Raw genomic sequence first — 14545 nt, forward strand, 5'->3', positions numbered from 1 at the left:
CTGCGCGGCGCAGCAAATTCCAGGCGCAAGCCTATACTGGCGTCTACAAGAAGTGATTCGGGAGCCCGTCGATGTTCGCTCTCATGCACAGCACCCGCCTTGAATCGCTGCACCTCAGCGTCGACCCCTGTACCGGGTTGAAGGCAGTGATCGCCATCCACGACAGCCGCCTGGGGCCCGCCCTGGGCGGCTGTCGTTACCTCGCCTACCCCGACGACAGCAGTGCCGTGACGGATGCCGCGCGCCTGGCCCAGGGCATGAGCTACAAGGCCGCCCTGGCCGGCCTGCCCCAGGGGGGCGGTACCGCCGTGATCATCCGCCCCGCCCATGTGGAAAGCCGCGCCGCCCTGTTCGAAGCCTTTGGCCGATGCGTCGAGCAACTGGACGGGCGCTACATCACCGCCATCGACAGCGGCACCTCGGTGGCCGACATGGACTGCATCGCCCAGCAGACCCGTTACGTCACCAGCACCAGTGCCGCGGGCGACCCGGCCCCCCATGCCGCCATGGGAGTGTTCGCCGGCATTCGCAGCACCGCCATGGCGCGCCTGGGCAGCGACAACCTGGAAGGCCTGCGGGTGGCGATCCAGGGGCTGGGCAACGTCGGCTACGCCCTGGCCGAGCAGTTGCACGCTGCCGGGGCGGAGTTGCTGGTCAGTGATATCGATGCCGGCAAGGTGCAACTGGCCATGGAGCAACTGGGCGCCCATCCCATCGCCAACGATTCTCTGCTCAGCACCCCTTGCGACATCCTCGCACCCTGCGGCCTGGGGGCGGTGCTCAACAGCCTCAGCGTGGCGCAACTGCGCTGCTCGGCGGTGGCGGGTTCGGCCAACAATCAACTGACCAACCTGCAGGTGGCCGATCAACTGGAGCGCCGCGGGATTCTCTATGCGCCGGACTACGTGATCAATTCCGGGGGGCTGATCTATGTGTCCCTCAAGCACCGCAACACGGAACTGCCGGTCATCACCGCCCACCTGTCGAAGATCAGCCAGCGGCTGACGGAAATCTTCGCCCACGCCCAGGCCGAAAAGCGCTCCCCGGCGCGAGTGGCCGATGAACTGGCGGAACGGGTGCTTTACCGCTAGGCATTCTTGCCTTAACCCTTGGCCTGGCTCTGTGTACCATCCGGCTGCGAAGTGCCCACTGACAAGGAATGTATCGACGATGCGTGAAGCGCTGGAGACCGGGCTGGATGAGCAGTTGTCCTGCCTGTTGCGGGCGGGGGCGGACTTTCAGGCGGTTCGTGATGTTCTTGTGGCATACCGGGACAAGGGCTTTTGCGCAGAGGCCGTATACAAGCATCTGGCATCACTCCGCCCTGGCGCATCAGAAGAGCTGGAGGACCGAATTCTGGAAGCCATGGATATCGCATCAGGTTTTTGTTCCGCAGGCTCCAGGGTCTGGGACGTCGCGCAATGACAGCGCCAGATATGGCCCAACCATTGACTGGCTGCTCCATCAGGCAACTGCAGTTGTACGCAGCGGCATGCCTGGCGGTTTACTGCGAACGAAAAGGCATTGCTCACCCGTCCATCGATGAGTTGATAAAGCACCTTGAGGGCTACCCGCCAAAGGGCGATCTACTGGCGTGGGAGAGAGCCGGGGCGCTGCTGGCACTCAATGGTCGCGGAGATGATTGGCCCCAGGAGCTTGTCGCCTTGATAGCGTCTGAAGAGGTCGAGGCGTTCTCCTGCATCGTTGACAGCGCAGTTGAGGTGGGAATGGTTGACCTGTATGGCGGCTCGACTGAGATGCCCCTGGCCTTCCTGGGCAAGATCACTTCCCTGCTGCATCGCAACGCTATCGAATTGCCTGATCCGCCAGGGGCGACAGCGCTTCAACCGGCCACCGCACAAGTGCCACTCTTGCCTTCGCAGGCATGAAAAAAGCCCTGTGCCAGGGGCACAGGGCTTATTCAATTCGCGTAAAGCCTATTTTGCGGCCTTGGCCGCTTTCGCCGGTTTGGCTGGCGCCTCGGCTTCAACAGGTTGCGGCTCTGCCACAGCCTCCACTACGGGAGCGGGGGCACTGAGCAACTCGGACAACGCGTCCGGCTGGCTCTTGAACGCCTTGGCGAACACATCGCGGTTCTTCGCCATGTAGATCCCGGCTTCTTCCACCTGCTGTTCGCTCAGCGACGGCACGGCTTTGTGCAACACTTCAGCGAGCAATTCAGCCAGTTCGAGCATTTTGTCATGACGGTCAGCTTCGGCTTTATCCATGAACAAGCGCTCCAGATCTCGGCTGCTGCGGTATACCACTTCGACGGCCATTCACCACCTCACATGCCTTCACGATAATGGGTCTGTATAAACACTGTATCTATATACAGGTCGAGAGAATAGGCGAAACCTTTTCCCTTGGATAGTGGCTTTTTAATGTAGACGCAATTTTTTTCCCGGGCCGATTGTTACCAGGCCGTGCCTCGTTGCCGGCGGCCACCATCTCATTGAAGGCTCCTGGCCTTTTTTCTGCATGCAGAACAACCGTCACGTCCAATCCGCATCATCCGGTCGAAACGACCTAAGGAAAAACCATCGTGAAAATCAATTGGGCCGAGAACCTGCGGCAGAACGTCCACCAGCTGGCCGAATCCCTGGGCAACCTGTTCGTCGAGTCGTTCCACTACCTGGCGCTGTTCGCCATCGGTGCGGTGACCGCCTGGGCGGCGGTGATGGAATTTTTGCAGATGATCGAGGTGGGCCACATCAAGATCGATGACATCCTGCTGCTGTTCATCTACCTGGAATTGGGGGCGATGGTCGGCATCTACTTCAAGACCAACCACATGCCGGTGCGTTTCCTGATCTACGTGGCGATCACCGCGCTGACCCGGTTGCTGATCTCCAACGTCTCGCACCACAACCCGCCGGACCTGGGCATCATCTACCTGTGCGGCGGCATCCTGTTGCTGGCCTTCGCCATCCTGGTGGTGCGCTACGCCTCGTCGCAGTTCCCTTCGGTGAAGATCGAGCATCCGCAGCGCAAGATCGGCGCGGGCTCCGGCGAACACCCGGAAGTGGAGAAGGGCGAGCTCTAGTACCTCAGGGCCGGCGGCGCGAGCTTCTGGCCGGTGGGCGGCGGCAGGCCCAGGCTGTCGCCGTTGGTCATGGCCTCGAGAATGGCCACGGCACTGTGGCCCTGCTCGATGGCGATACCAAACTGAATGCTTTGCACCAGGCGCTTGATGCGCTGCGGATCATTGCGCTGGGCCGCGCTGATCATGCGCTTGGCCACCACCCGGCCACCTTCGGACAAGGTCAGCATGATGCTGCCGTCCAGGCCCTGGATGCTCAGGTTGACCTGGTATTGCGGGGTGAAGGTGTCGGTAATCAGTTGAAAAGGGTTGTCCATGATGCGTCACCGCCTGATTGGATCGTGCAGTCATTGACCGGCAGGGCGCGGAATTAGTTCGCGATTCCGGACCACTGGCCAGTCGTTCGCCGAGGGTGGCCAACGTCCGTATTCCTCCCCCGGGACAAAGCAAGGGACATGCCGGGAAACGCGCCGGGCAATGAATACGGGGACAAAAAAGCGGACCACGAGGTCCGCTTTTTTTATCCCGGCCCGATTCAGGGCACGACTGAATAAATGATCGCAGACAGTGCGACCAGCCCGATCAGCACCACGAACAGGTTCGACAACTGGCCCGAATACTGGCGCAGTGAAGGCACCCGCCGGATCGCATACATCGGCATCAGGAACAGCAGGCAGGCGATTACCGGTCCGCCCATGGTCTCGATGATGCGCAGGATGCTCGGGTTGAAGGTGGCCACGGCCCAGCACGTGAGGATCATGAACAGCGCGGTGATCTTTTCCAGGCTGCTGGAGGACAGCGAGCGCCCCCGCAGGTTTTTCACGATCAGGCCCTGGAAGCCTTCGCTGGCGCCGATGTAGTGGCCCAGGAACGACTTGGTAATGGCCACCAGGGCGATCAGCGGGGCGGCATAGGCAATCACCGGGGTCTGAAAGTGGTTGGCCAGGTAGGACAGGATCGAGATGTTCTGTTCCTTGGCCGCTACCAGGTCCGCCGGCGACAGGGCCAGCACGCAACTGAAGCAGAAGAACATCACTGTCAGCACCATCATGCCGTGGGCCGTGGCCAGGATACCGCTGCTCTTGGCTTCGGCCTGCGGGCCGTAATGGCGCTTCTGATCCAGGGCGAAGGCCGAGATGATCGGCGAATGGTTGAAGGAAAACACCATCACCGGGATCGCCAGCCACAGGGTCTTGAAGAACAGCGGCAGGGGCATGCCTTCGCCGGCCGAGGCGAAGAACGCGCCGTTCCAGTTGGGGATCAGGCTCAGGGCCAGTAGCAGCAACGCGGCGACGAACGGGTAGACCAGCAGGCTCATGGCCCGCACGATCACGCCCTGGCCGCAGCGCACGATGGCCATCAGGCCGAGGATCAGCAGCAGCGACAGCAGCGCCCGCGGCGGTGGAGTCATGTGCAGCTGGTGTTCCATGAAACTGCTCAGGGTGTTGGTCAGCGCCACGCTGTACACCAGCAGGATCGGGAAGATGGCAAAGAAGTAGAGCAGGGTGATGAGCTTGCCGGCGCCGACCCCGAAATGCTCCTCGACCACTTCGGTGATGTCTCCGGAGCGCCCGGAAAGAACGAAGCGGGTCAGGCCGCGGTGGGCGAAGAAGGTCATGGGGAAGGCCAGCAGCGCCAGCACGATCAGCGGCCAGAAGCCGCCAACCCCGGCGTTGATCGGCAGGAACAGGGTGCCGGCGCCGATGGCGGTGCCATACAGGCCGAGCATCCAGGTGGTGTCGTGCTTGCTCCAGCCCTGGCGGGCGCTGGTGGTGTCGCGGGGAGTGGCTACAGCAGGGTTTTGGGCAGCAGGTGTCGGTACATCGGTCATCGTTATCGCCTCGTTATTATTTTTGCTCGGGCTCACGTAGTGCGGACGGTCAGGGAAGGCTCCTCAGCATTCCACCCAGCTCACCGCCAGGCCGCCCCGTGAAGTCTCTTTGTATTTGTCATGCATGTCGGCGCCGGTATCACGCATGGTGCGGATCACCCGGTCCAGGGAGATGAAGTGCTTGCCGTCGCCGCGCAGGGCCATCTGGGTGGCGTTGATCGCCTTCACCGCGGCAATCGCGTTGCGTTCGATGCAGGGCACCTGCACCAGCCCGCCTACGGGGTCGCAGGTCAGGCCGAGGTTGTGCTCCAGGCCGATTTCCGCGGCATTGCACAGTTGCTCCGGGGTCGCCCCGAGGATCTCCGCCAGCCCGGCGGCAGCCATGGCGCAGGCCGAACCCACTTCGCCCTGGCAGCCGACTTCGGCGCCGGAGATGGAGGCGTTCTTCTTGCACAGGATGCCCACGGCGGCGGCACCGAGGAAAAAGTTGAGGATGTCGTCGTCACAGGCCTGCGGGTTGAACTTCATGTAGTAGTGCAGCACCGCCGGGATGATCCCCGCCGCGCCATTGGTGGGCGCGGTGACCATGCGCCCGCCGGCGGCGTTTTCCTCGTTCACGGCCAGGGCATAGAGGTTGACCCACTCCATGGCCGAGAGGGTCGAGGTGATGACATTCGGCTTGCCGATTTCCAGCAGGCTGCGGTGCAGCTTGGCGGCGCGGCGGGGTACGTCGAGGCCGCCGGGCAGGATGCCTTCGTGGCGCAGGCCCTGTTCCACGCATTCGCGCATCACCGACCAGATGTGCAGCAGGCCGCTGCGGATCTCGGCGTCGCTGCGCCAGGCCCGTTCATTGGCCAGCATCAGTTCGCCGACCCGCAGCTTATGGGTCTTGCACAGGGCCAGCAGTTCAGCGGCACTGTTGAAGTCGTAGGGCAGTTGGACGCCGGTGGTGGTTTCGGCACCGGCCTCGACCTGGGCCGCTTCGATGATGAAGCCGCCACCCACCGAGTAGTAGGTCTGCTCCAGCAGCGTGCCTTGCTCGCCAAAGGCGGTCAGGGACATGGCATTGGGGTGGTAGGGCAGGCTTTCGTCCAGCAGGAGCAGGTCCTGCTGCCAGTCAAAGGCAATGAGGCTGTGCCCGCCCAGCAGCAGTTGGCCGCTGTCGCGCAACTGCTGGATGCGCGGGTTGATGCTGGTGGGGTCGATGCTGTCTGGCCATTCACCCATCAGCCCCATGACACTGGCGCGGTCGGTGGCATGGCCGACGCCGGTGGCGGACAGCGAACCATAGAGACGGATCTGTACCCGCTGCACCTGGTCTTGCAGGCCCTGCTCGAACAGCGCCTGGGCGAAGGTCGCGGCGGCGCGCATCGGGCCCACGGTGTGGGAGCTGGAGGGGCCGATACCGACTTTGAAGAGATCGAAAACACTGATAGCCATGCTAAAGCCTTACAAGCAATGGAAGGTGGATCGCTGCCATTTTTTGTAGGCCAAGCGCAATGTCGGCGATACTGCCCGCCTCGGTCAGCACTGACCAACGAAACTTCCTAAGAGATCCTTTAGCAGGGCTAAACGATGAGCCGACAATTTCATGCCCAGACCTATGTCTGGCTGCATGTGTTTTCCTGTGCCGCGCGGCACCTGTCTTTTACCCGGTGTGCCGAAGAGCTGCACATCACGCCAGGGGCGGTCAGCCAGCAGATCCGCCAATTGGAGGAACGCCTGGGTTTTCGCCTGTTTCACCGGCGGCCCCGGGGGGTGGAGCTGAGTGCCGAAGGCCAGCGGCTGGCGCTGACGGTGAGCGAGGCCTACGGCAGCATCGACGCGGAACTGCGGCGCCTGGATGCGGGGATGATCGGGGGGACCTTGCGCTTGCGCTCGATTCCGTCGTTTCTCGGCAAGTGGCTGACTCCGCGCCTGCCGCGCCTGCAGCAGCGTTATCCAGAGATCCAGCTGCGGCTGGTGGCCGAAGACAGCAGCGTGGCCCTGCACGAGGGCGACTTCGACCTGGCCATCGACCTGAACGACGGCAGCTACCCCGGCTTGCAGTCCACCGCGTTGCTGGACGAGCAGATCTTCCCGGTGTGCGCCCCGAGTCTGCTGCGGGGCCGTCCGCCGTTGCACGGTCCGGCGGACCTGGCGCATTTTCCATTGCTGCACGACATCACCGCCTGGCGCGGCAGCTATGAATACGCCGAATGGGAGTTCTACCTCAATGCCATCGGCTTCGAAGGCGCGGATGTGCGTCGTGGCCATACCTTCAATCGCAACCACTTGACCATCGAGGCGGCGATTGCCGGCATGGGCGTGGCGATTGCCCGGCGCACCCTGCTCAATGACGAACTGGAGCGTGGCACCCTGATCGTGCCTTTCGGCCTGGCGGTGCCCAACCACAAACGCTACGTGCTGCTCTATGCGCCGGGCGCACTGAGCCATCCGGGCGTACGCGCGGTGCATGACTGGCTGGTGGAGGAAGCGGAGATCTTTCGCGGCTTGCACCCTCTGGGCGAGGGGCAGCTGTGAGCGGTTTTGACTGACGCATGGGGCGGGTTAACTCCCGACCTTAACAGCGCCTTTGCGGTTTGTCCGGCTTTATTTGCGTATGAATATTTATCTTTTTTAAGGGGTTGAAATGTTCGTCGCCGTGCCTAATTGTGTAATCAAGAGGTCACGAAATGCAGGTTCATACGCATTGCCTTGACCCTCTTACGAGCAAGCTGAAATAAGGGAAGAACTATGCAAATCCAAGTCCATAGCGATAACCATATTCAAAGCAGCCTTCGGATGGAGGAGTGGGTGCGCAGCACCGTTGAAAGCACGCTCGAACGCTACGAAGAAGACCTGACCCGGGTAGTGGTCCACCTGCGGGACGAGAACGGCGGCAAGTCGGGTCCGGACGATATGCGCTGCCAGCTGGAAGCCCGTCCGAAAGGTCACCAACCGGTTTCCGTGACCCACAAGGCCGACACCCTGGAGCAGGCCCTCGACGGCGCCACCGTCAAGTTGGAAAGTGCCCTGGAGCACATGTTCGGCAAATTGCGCGGCAAACGTGCGGCGGCCGTGCCCAGCAGTGATGGCACCGAGGCGGATGCCCTGCTCGAAGAAGAATTCCTGGAAAACCAACAGGCCGCGCTCAATAGCTGACGGCCGGGTTTCACCCCCCAACCGGACGGGCCTGCATTGCAGGCCCGTTTTGCTTTGTGGGGAAAATTAATCAGAACGCCACGGAGGTCTGCACATAGAGCGTGCGGGGCTCGCCTACGTACTTGCCCTTGTTGTTGTCGTCGAAGGAACGGGTGAAGTACTGGTGGTTGAAGATGTTCTTCACCCCCACCGCCACGTTCAGGTCCGACAGTTGCGGGCCGAAGTCATACCCGGCGCGGGTGCTGAACAGCATGTAGCCGGGGATGCGCCCGGTGCTGCCATCGGCGCTTTCGGCACGGGTGTTGGCATTGTCGGCAAACTGGCTGCTCTGGTAGCTGCTGTCGAGGTTGAGCTTCCACGGGCCTTCGGTGTAGCTCACCCCCAGGGTGCCCTTGTGCTTGGAAGAGAAGGGCACGCGGTTGCCCTTGTTCGGGCCGTCTTCGCGAATGGTGGCATCGACATAGGCGTAGGTGGCGTAGACATCGAAGCCCGCCAGCGCCGGGGCCAGGCCATCCAGGGCGTAGCTGACGCTGCTCTCGATACCCTGGTGGCGAGTCTCGCCCCGGGCGATCACCGTGTCGTTGGTCTGGTTGCTGTCGTACTGGTTGTCGAAGTTGATCAGGAAAGCGCCGATCTCCGCCCGCAGGGTGCCGTCGTCATAGCGGGTGCCCAGTTCCCAGGTGCGGGCTTTCTCCGGCTTGACCTCGCCACTGGCCACGCGGTTGGGCATCTGGCTGTATTGCACGCTGCCGAAGGAACCTTCGGTGTTGGCGTAGAGGTTCCAGCTCTCGTTGAGGTGGTACATCACATTCAGCGCCGGCAGCGCGGTGTTGTAGTCACCCTTGTATTTGACGTGGGTGAGGTTGTTGCTCTGCTGCGACTCGATCATCTCGTAGCGGATGCCCGGGGTCAGGGTCCACTTGCCGATATCGATCCGGTCATCGACGAAGAACGCATGGGCTTCGGTGCCGCCACGGGTGTCGCGGTCATTGCGGCTGTTGCTGGTGGGCAGTTGCTGGTTGGCGGTCAGCGGCGTGCGATAGCGCAGTTCATGACCGGCTTCGTTGATGTAGCGGTAGCCGACGCCCACTTCGTGGCTGCTGTCCCCCAGGTCGAAGCCTTGGGCGAAACGGGTTTCCAGGCCGCGTACCCAGTATTCGCGAGGCGACAGGGAGAGGAAGCTGCCCTGGTCCAGGTAACCGCTGCGCAGGGTCTTGGTGAAGAAGCTGTTGACGGTGAAGTCGCGGCGATCTTCCTGGTAGCGGTAGCCGACGTTGAACATCGTGCGCCGGCCCCAGAACTTGTCGTAGGGGCGGGTCGACTGGTACGGGTCGGCCTTGTAGTCCGCCACGTTCAGGCCGCCGGGCATGTCCGCCTCTCCTTCGTAGTACTGGGCCATGGCATTGAAACTGTTGGCGTCATCGAGCTGGTACTTGCCCTTGAGGATCAGGTCGTCGATCTGCGTGTCGCTGTGTTCGCGCCAGTCGCCGCCGCGGGTGCCGGAGTACAGCAGGGCGCCGCCCAGGCCGTTGTCGGCGGTGCCACCGGCCAGCAGGTTGCCGGTGGTCTTGAAGCCGTCATGGCTGGAGGAGGGGCTGGTTTCGGTCTGGAAGCCGCCCTTGACCGTCGGCGCGTCGGGAATTGCCCGGGTCACGAAGTTGACGATGCCGCCGACGTTCTGCGGGCCATAGCGCACCGCGCCACCACCGCGCACCACGTCCACGGCATCCATGTTGCCCATGCTGATGGGGGCAAACGACAGTTGCGGCTGGCCGTAGGGGGCGAAGGGTACCGGGATGCCGTCCATCAGCACCGTGGAGCGCGAGGCCAGGCGCGGATTGAGGCCGCGGATGCCGAAGTTCAGCGCCATGTCGTGGCTGCCGGTGCCGTTGTTGTCCGGTGCGTTGACCCCGGGAATCCGATTGAGCACGTCCCGCGCCTGAGTGGCGCCCTGGCGTTCGAACTCCTCGCGACGGATCACGTCCCGGGCCCCTGGGTGCTCGAACACATCGCTTTGCTGGGCATCGCCGAGCCAGTCGCCGACCACGCTGGAGGCGCCCAGGTGCAGCGGCTGCGCAGCGGCCTCGGGGCTGGCCGGTTGCAGGCTGAAGGCATTGCTGCCCTCGGCCCGGGCTTGCAGGCCGGTGCCTTGCAGCAGAACGTTCAGGCCTTCCTGCGGGCTGTACTGGCCTTGCAGGCCACGGCTTTGCACGCCACTGGTGACGTGTGAACCGAAAGAAATCAGCACCCCGGCTTGCCGGCCAAACTGGTTCAGGGCGTTTTCCAGCGAGGTCGGGGCGATGTGATAACTCTGGGCCTGGGCCTCGGCGGCCTGGACCAGGGGCAGGCTGGCCAGGCTCAGGCTGGCTCCCAGCAGCAAGTGGCGCAGGGTACGGGCCAGAGGCGTGAGGCAGGTGGGTTGCTCGGTCATGAAGGTGGGTCCTGAGAAGGGGGAATCAAGGTTGCTTTCCTTCTCTGTCACTTGAACCTGGGGAAACGGCTCATGGGCGGTGGTTTTTTTTCGGTGCCGGGGCGGGCGGCGACTGGTTTGCGGGGGCTTGGGTGCGGCCCGGGTCAAGGGCGCGTCCCCTGCGGAGCCGGTTGCAGCCGGCGGGCGGCGACAGAGTGCCGTCAGGCGCGGGCCTGGACGGTGACCCAATAGCGGGTGAAGCGACGTACCTTGACCGGCAGGCTGATCTCCAGCAGGTCGAGAATCCGCTCGCTGTCATCCAGGGGGTAGCTGCCGGAAATCAGCAGGTCCGCCACCTGCGCATCACAGTTGAGCTGGCCGCGGCGGTAGCGCCCCAGTTCGTCGAGAAAGTCCGCCAGGCGCATGTGCGCTGCCACCAGCATGCCTTCGCTCCAGGCGCCGCTGCCGGCATCCAGGGCCCGGGGAGCTTGCCAGCTGTTGCCGGTGAAGTTCAGTTGCTGCCCGGCCGCCACCTGGGGCGGGGTTGTGGCGTAGTCCAGGGGCGTCACGCCGACGGTTCCGGAGAACACCGCCAGTTGGGTGTAGTCCTTGAATTGGCGCAGGTTCAGCCGCGCGCCTTGCGGGCTTACCTGCCCTTGTGCGGTCTGCACCCGCAGCGGCCGGGCATCCTGGGCACTGGTGAGCATGATCTCACCCTCCAGCAGGCGGATCAGCCGTTGCTGGCCATCAAAGCGCACATCCACCGCGCTGCTGGTATTGAGCTGCAACTGGCTGCCGTCGCTCAGTTGCAGTTTGCGCCGCTGCCCCAGGGGGCTGCGGTAATCCGCCAGCAGTGGCGGCAGCGGGTTGTGCTCGCGCAGGCCCCAGGCGGCGGCCGAGCCGGCGCCGAGAATCAGCAGCAGCTTCAGTGCCTGGCGCCGGCTGGCGGATTTCGGCGCGTTCAGGGCGGCGTGGGCCAGGGGCGAAGACAGGCCACGCAGGCGCTGGTTGACGCGCTGGATATGCTCCCAGGCCCGCTGATGTTCGCTGTGGGCATCGTGCCATTGCTGCCAGACCTGTTGCTGGCGCGGGCTCAAGGGCCCGCCCTGCATTTCGATCAGCCAGTGCACGGCCTGTTCGGCCACCTGGTTGCTGAAATCGGGCTGGCCATTGAGGTGTGGGTTCATCGAGGCACTCACAGGGCGAAGTAGCAGCGCATCGCCGCTTTGTTCAGGTGGCGTTTGACCGTGGCGATGGAGATATTCAGCTCCCGGGCGATTTCGCCGTAGGTCAGGCCGTCCAGCTGGCACAGCAGAAAGGCTCGCTTGACCGGCCGCGGCAGGCCGTCGAGCAGGCTGTCCAGCTCCATCAGGGTTTGCAGGATGATGGCCCGCTCTTCCTCGGAGGGCGCCACCTGTTCAGGCATCTGCGCCAGGGTTTCCTGATAGGCCCGCTCCAGATCCTGGCGCCGGTAGTGGTTGAACAGCACGCGCTTGGCGATGGTGGTGAGAAACGCCCGGGGCTCGATCAGGGCCGGTGTTTCCCGGGCGCTGAGTACCCGGATGAAGGTGTCCTGGGCCAGGTCTGCGGCGCTGTGGGGGCAGCCGAGCCGGCGCCGCAACCAGGTGTTCAACCAGCTGTGATGGGCCTGGTAGAGGCCTTCGACGGTAGCGGTGTGGGACAAGCCGGACGCTCCTGCACCGAGATGGCGCATAAGAGAACAAGAATTGTTCGCATTGTAGTGGGGCGACATGGCATTCGGCAATCAGGCCGGACCGACGGGTTTGCATCGGGTTCGTCGCTGCTTTTTGCATATGAGAATATTTATCATTAAACTTGCCCGCCTACTTCCCCCGGCCGCCTGTGTGCTGTGCCGGACCTCCCCTCGCGTCAAGGTCGAAACATGAAAAGCAAGGCTGGCGGTCTTTCCGCTTCCTATCGTCTGGCGGTGGCTTCGCGGGTATTCGCCGCGGTGCTGGGGGGCTATCTGCTGGCGGCGCTGGGCAGTGTCTGCCTGACCTTGCTGCTGCCCCTGCCCAGGGCCGATGCGGTGGTCAGCGGAATGGTGACGTCCTTCCTGTTCTATCTGGTGGCAGTGCTCTGGTGCTTTGCCTGTCGCAGTGCCTGGCAAGCCTGGCTGGGCTTGTTGCTGCCGAGCCTGGTGCTGGCGCTGGTCGCCGGCAGTGCCTACTGGGTGGCCCTGCTATGAAGGAAGGATTTCGCCAGTCCATGGCCTGGCTGCACACCTGGAGCGGGCTGTTGTTCGGCTGGTTGCTGTTTGCGATCTTCCTCACCGGGACCCTGTCCTATTTCAAGGATGAGATCACCCACTGGATGCAGCCGGAGGCGCCGGCCCGGGTCCTGAACGCCGATGCCAGCCTGGGGCTGGCCCAACGCTACCTGGAACGCCATGCCCAGGGTGCGCAACGCTGGTTCATCGGTCTGCCCGATGCCCGCCAGCCGAGCCTGTCGGTGGGCTGGCAGGCGCCCGGCAAACCCGGCGAGCGCGGTGCCTTCACCGAGAAACTGCTGGACCCGGCCACCGGCAGCGAAGTGCATGTGCGCGACACCCGCGGCGGCGAGTTCTTCTACCGCTTCCACTTCCAGCTGCAGATGCCCTATCCCTGGGGCCGCTGGCTGTCGACGATGGCAGCCATGGTGATGTTCGTGGCGCTGATCAGCGGCATCATCACCCACAAGAAAATCTTCAAGGACTTCTTCACCTTCCGCCCGCGCAAGGGCCAGCGCACCTGGCTCGACGGGCACAACGCGGTGGGCGTGCTGGTGCTGCCGTTTCACCTGATGATCACCTACAGCAGCCTGGTGATCTTCATGTACATGGTCATGCCGGCGAGCATCCTGGTGGCCTACAAAGGGGATTCCGATGCCTTCTTCGAGGACTTGCGGCCCGCTGCTGCCGCTGCCTCGGCCGCCGGGCAGAGTGCCCCGCTGGCCCCCCTCGAACCCATGCTGAAGCAGGCCCGGGAACGTTGGTCGGGCGGCCATGCGCAGCGCCTGGTAGTCAGTTACCCGGGGGACCTGAATGCCTCGGTGCAGGTGTTTCGCCATGAAGCCGACCGGGTGGCCCGGGATTTCGGCAGCCAAGTGGCGTTCAACGGCGTGACCGGCCAGCCGTTGCAGGCCTCTGCCGAGCAATCCCTGCCGCTGGCCATCGGCGGCAGCTTCTATGGCTTGCACATGGGTCGCTTCGCCGGGCCGGTGTTGCGCTGGCTGTACTTCCTCTGTGGGCTGGCCAGCACCGCGATGATCGGCACCGGGCTGGTGATCTGGCTGGGCAAGCGCCAGCTCAAGCATGCCAAGAGTGCCGCCCAGCCTTTCGAACTGCGCCTGGTGGAAGTGTTGAACATCGCCAGCATGGCCGGGCTGCTGCTGGCGGTGGCGGCGTTCTTCTGGGCCAACCGCCTGTTGCCCGCAGGCTTCGCCGAACGCGCCGACTGGGAGGTCAACAGCTTCTTCTGGGCCTGGGGCCTGAGCCTGTTGCACGCCTGCGTCCGCCCCGGCCGTCGCGCCTGGGTTGAACAACTGGGCCTTGGCGCCTTGCTGTTCGCCGGAGTGCCGGTGCTCAGCGTGCTCACCAGCCCGAGCCTGATGGATGGTTTCATGGTCCGGGGCGACTGGGCCATGGCGAGTTTCGACCTGGCGTGCCTGGGCAGTGGCCTGTTCCTGGCCTGGGCGGCGCGCAAGCTGCATCGCGCGGGGGCCGCCGCCACAGCCCCGCCCCGGGTGCCCCGGCAACGCCCGCCGGCTCCTGAAACCGAGGTGAATTGAATGCTCCTGGTGCTGTTGCTCTGTTATGCCGGCTTTACCGGCCTGTGCCTGTCCCTGGACCGGCATCACGGCGAGCTGCTCGGGCACAAGCCTTCGGCCCTGCGCCGCCACGGCCTGCGTCTGGGCGGCTGGATGCTGCTGGGCCTGTCGCTGGCAGCAGCAGTGCAGGGTACCGGCTGGAGCCTGGGGCTGGTGCAGTGGTGCGCGGTGCTGATGTTCAGCGCCTTGCTGCTGGTGCTGCTGTTGCCCTATCGGCCGCGCCTGGTGCTGACGATGGCGGGGGCCAGCCTGCTGGCCAGCCCGGTCGCGGCCCTGGCCCACTTCTGAG

15 protein-coding genes and 1 pseudogene are annotated in these 14545 nt (G+C 63.8%); 9 read left to right on the forward strand and 7 right to left on the reverse strand.

Annotation, left to right across the window (positions count from 1 at the left end):
• Positions 1-71: 71 nt before the first annotated feature.
• The 3 genes from AC1RL5_RS06870 to AC1RL5_RS06880 all read left to right on the forward strand — a co-directional run bounded on the left by AC1RL5_RS06870 (position 72) and on the right by AC1RL5_RS06880 (position 1889).
• Entirely contained in the window at positions 72-1091 is a 1020-nt protein-coding gene (locus tag AC1RL5_RS06870; protein WP_011059327.1) for a Leu/Phe/Val dehydrogenase, read from the forward strand.
• Between the two features lie 79 nt (positions 1092-1170).
• Positions 1171-1425, forward strand: coding sequence for a hypothetical protein (locus AC1RL5_RS06875; RefSeq protein WP_041774068.1), 255 nt, complete (start codon positions 1171-1173; stop codon positions 1423-1425).
• 11 nt (positions 1426-1436) lie between these two features.
• On the forward strand, positions 1437-1889 hold the full coding sequence (locus AC1RL5_RS06880; protein ID WP_053149055.1) for a hypothetical protein: 453 nt from the start codon (positions 1437-1439) through the stop codon (positions 1887-1889).
• A gap of 135 nt (positions 1890-2024) precedes the next feature.
• Here AC1RL5_RS06880 and AC1RL5_RS06885 read toward each other — a convergent pair.
• Positions 2025-2279 (reverse strand): annotated as a pseudogene (locus AC1RL5_RS06885) (YebG family protein); the annotation flags it as partial.
• Between the two features lie 266 nt (positions 2280-2545).
• On the opposite strand from AC1RL5_RS06885, the gene AC1RL5_RS06890 reads away from it, so the two are divergent.
• Entirely contained in the window at positions 2546-3046 is a 501-nt protein-coding gene (locus AC1RL5_RS06890) for a phosphate-starvation-inducible protein PsiE (RefSeq protein ID WP_011059330.1), read from the forward strand.
• On the opposite strand, the gene AC1RL5_RS06895 is transcribed toward AC1RL5_RS06890, so the two are convergent.
• The 3 genes from AC1RL5_RS06895 to AC1RL5_RS06905 all read right to left on the reverse strand — a co-directional run bounded on the left by AC1RL5_RS06895 (position 3043) and on the right by AC1RL5_RS06905 (position 6314).
• Positions 3043-3360, reverse strand: a complete 318-nt coding sequence (locus tag AC1RL5_RS06895) for a DUF3509 domain-containing protein (protein WP_103407046.1) — start codon at positions 3358-3360, stop codon at positions 3043-3045. The genes AC1RL5_RS06890 and AC1RL5_RS06895 overlap by 4 nt on opposite strands.
• Positions 3361-3578: 218 nt before the next feature.
• Positions 3579-4874, reverse strand: coding sequence for a serine/threonine transporter (locus tag AC1RL5_RS06900; protein WP_123577460.1), 1296 nt, complete (start codon positions 4872-4874; stop codon positions 3579-3581).
• A gap of 63 nt (positions 4875-4937) precedes the next feature.
• Positions 4938-6314, reverse strand: a complete 1377-nt coding sequence (locus AC1RL5_RS06905; protein ID WP_072443035.1) for an L-serine ammonia-lyase — start codon at positions 6312-6314, stop codon at positions 4938-4940.
• A 135-nt stretch (positions 6315-6449) separates the two neighbouring features.
• Here AC1RL5_RS06905 and AC1RL5_RS06910 point away from each other — a divergent pair, with 135 nt between their 5' ends.
• Complete coding sequence (locus tag AC1RL5_RS06910; RefSeq protein ID WP_015634207.1) at positions 6450-7397, forward strand: LysR substrate-binding domain-containing protein; 948 nt, start codon at positions 6450-6452, stop codon at positions 7395-7397.
• Between the two features lie 213 nt (positions 7398-7610).
• The gene (locus tag AC1RL5_RS06915; RefSeq protein ID WP_492589179.1) at positions 7611-8018 is read left to right on the forward strand and encodes an HPF/RaiA family ribosome-associated protein; all 408 of its coding nucleotides are present in this window, start codon (positions 7611-7613) and stop codon (positions 8016-8018) included.
• 70 nt (positions 8019-8088) lie between these two features.
• On the opposite strand, the gene fecA is transcribed toward AC1RL5_RS06915, so the two are convergent.
• From fecA to AC1RL5_RS06930, 3 genes are all read right to left on the reverse strand, one after another.
• On the reverse strand, positions 8089-10449 hold the full coding sequence (gene fecA / locus AC1RL5_RS06920) for a TonB-dependent Fe(3+) dicitrate receptor FecA (RefSeq protein ID WP_492589181.1): 2361 nt from the start codon (positions 10447-10449) through the stop codon (positions 8089-8091).
• Positions 10450-10649: 200 nt separating this feature from the next.
• A complete protein-coding gene (locus tag AC1RL5_RS06925) occupies positions 10650-11615 on the reverse strand; it encodes a FecR domain-containing protein (protein ID WP_492589183.1) in 966 nt (321 codons plus the stop codon).
• 8 nt (positions 11616-11623) lie between these two features.
• Complete coding sequence (locus AC1RL5_RS06930) at positions 11624-12112, reverse strand: sigma-70 family RNA polymerase sigma factor (protein ID WP_011059338.1); 489 nt, start codon at positions 12110-12112, stop codon at positions 11624-11626.
• Positions 12113-12331: 219 nt separating this feature from the next.
• Here AC1RL5_RS06930 and AC1RL5_RS06935 point away from each other — a divergent pair, with 219 nt between their 5' ends.
• The 3 genes from AC1RL5_RS06935 to AC1RL5_RS06945 are packed head-to-tail and all read left to right on the forward strand — an operon-like array spanning position 12332 to position 14544.
• On the forward strand, positions 12332-12637 hold the full coding sequence (locus AC1RL5_RS06935) for a DUF3649 domain-containing protein (protein WP_011059339.1): 306 nt from the start codon (positions 12332-12334) through the stop codon (positions 12635-12637).
• Entirely contained in the window at positions 12634-14217 is a 1584-nt protein-coding gene (locus AC1RL5_RS06940; protein WP_207239823.1) for a PepSY-associated TM helix domain-containing protein, read from the forward strand. Before AC1RL5_RS06935 ends, AC1RL5_RS06940 begins: the two co-directional genes overlap by 4 nt.
• The gene (locus AC1RL5_RS06945) at positions 14218-14544 is read left to right on the forward strand and encodes a DUF3325 domain-containing protein (protein WP_047283981.1); all 327 of its coding nucleotides are present in this window, start codon (positions 14218-14220) and stop codon (positions 14542-14544) included.
• The last annotated feature ends 1 nt before the right edge of the window (position 14545 follow it).

Source organism: Pseudomonas sp. GW822-FHT06D10, assembly GCF_058799535.1.

Bases quoted from the DNA above. Each gene is read 5' to 3' on its own strand.
- AC1RL5_RS06870 (WP_011059327.1), top strand. From the start codon at position 72: ATGTTCGCTCTCATGCACAGCACCCGCCTTGAATCGCTGCACCTCAGC.
- AC1RL5_RS06895 (WP_103407046.1), bottom strand. From the start codon at position 3,360: ATGGACAACCCTTTTCAACTGATTACCGACACCTTCACCCCGCAATAC.
- AC1RL5_RS06935 (WP_011059339.1), top strand. From the start codon at position 12,332: ATGAAAAGCAAGGCTGGCGGTCTTTCCGCTTCCTATCGTCTGGCGGTG.
- AC1RL5_RS06875 (WP_041774068.1), top strand. From the start codon at position 1,171: ATGCGTGAAGCGCTGGAGACCGGGCTGGATGAGCAGTTGTCCTGCCTG.
- AC1RL5_RS06915 (WP_492589179.1), top strand. From the start codon at position 7,611: ATGCAAATCCAAGTCCATAGCGATAACCATATTCAAAGCAGCCTTCGG.
- AC1RL5_RS06940 (WP_207239823.1), top strand. From the start codon at position 12,634: ATGAAGGAAGGATTTCGCCAGTCCATGGCCTGGCTGCACACCTGGAGC.
- fecA (WP_492589181.1), bottom strand. From the start codon at position 10,449: ATGACCGAGCAACCCACCTGCCTCACGCCTCTGGCCCGTACCCTGCGC.
- AC1RL5_RS06910 (WP_015634207.1), top strand. From the start codon at position 6,450: ATGAGCCGACAATTTCATGCCCAGACCTATGTCTGGCTGCATGTGTTT.
- AC1RL5_RS06945 (WP_047283981.1), top strand. From the start codon at position 14,218: ATGCTCCTGGTGCTGTTGCTCTGTTATGCCGGCTTTACCGGCCTGTGC.
- AC1RL5_RS06900 (WP_123577460.1), bottom strand. From the start codon at position 4,874: ATGACCGATGTACCGACACCTGCTGCCCAAAACCCTGCTGTAGCCACT.
- AC1RL5_RS06880 (WP_053149055.1), top strand. From the start codon at position 1,437: ATGGCCCAACCATTGACTGGCTGCTCCATCAGGCAACTGCAGTTGTAC.
- AC1RL5_RS06905 (WP_072443035.1), bottom strand. From the start codon at position 6,314: ATGGCTATCAGTGTTTTCGATCTCTTCAAAGTCGGTATCGGCCCCTCC.
- AC1RL5_RS06925 (WP_492589183.1), bottom strand. From the start codon at position 11,615: ATGAACCCACACCTCAATGGCCAGCCCGATTTCAGCAACCAGGTGGCC.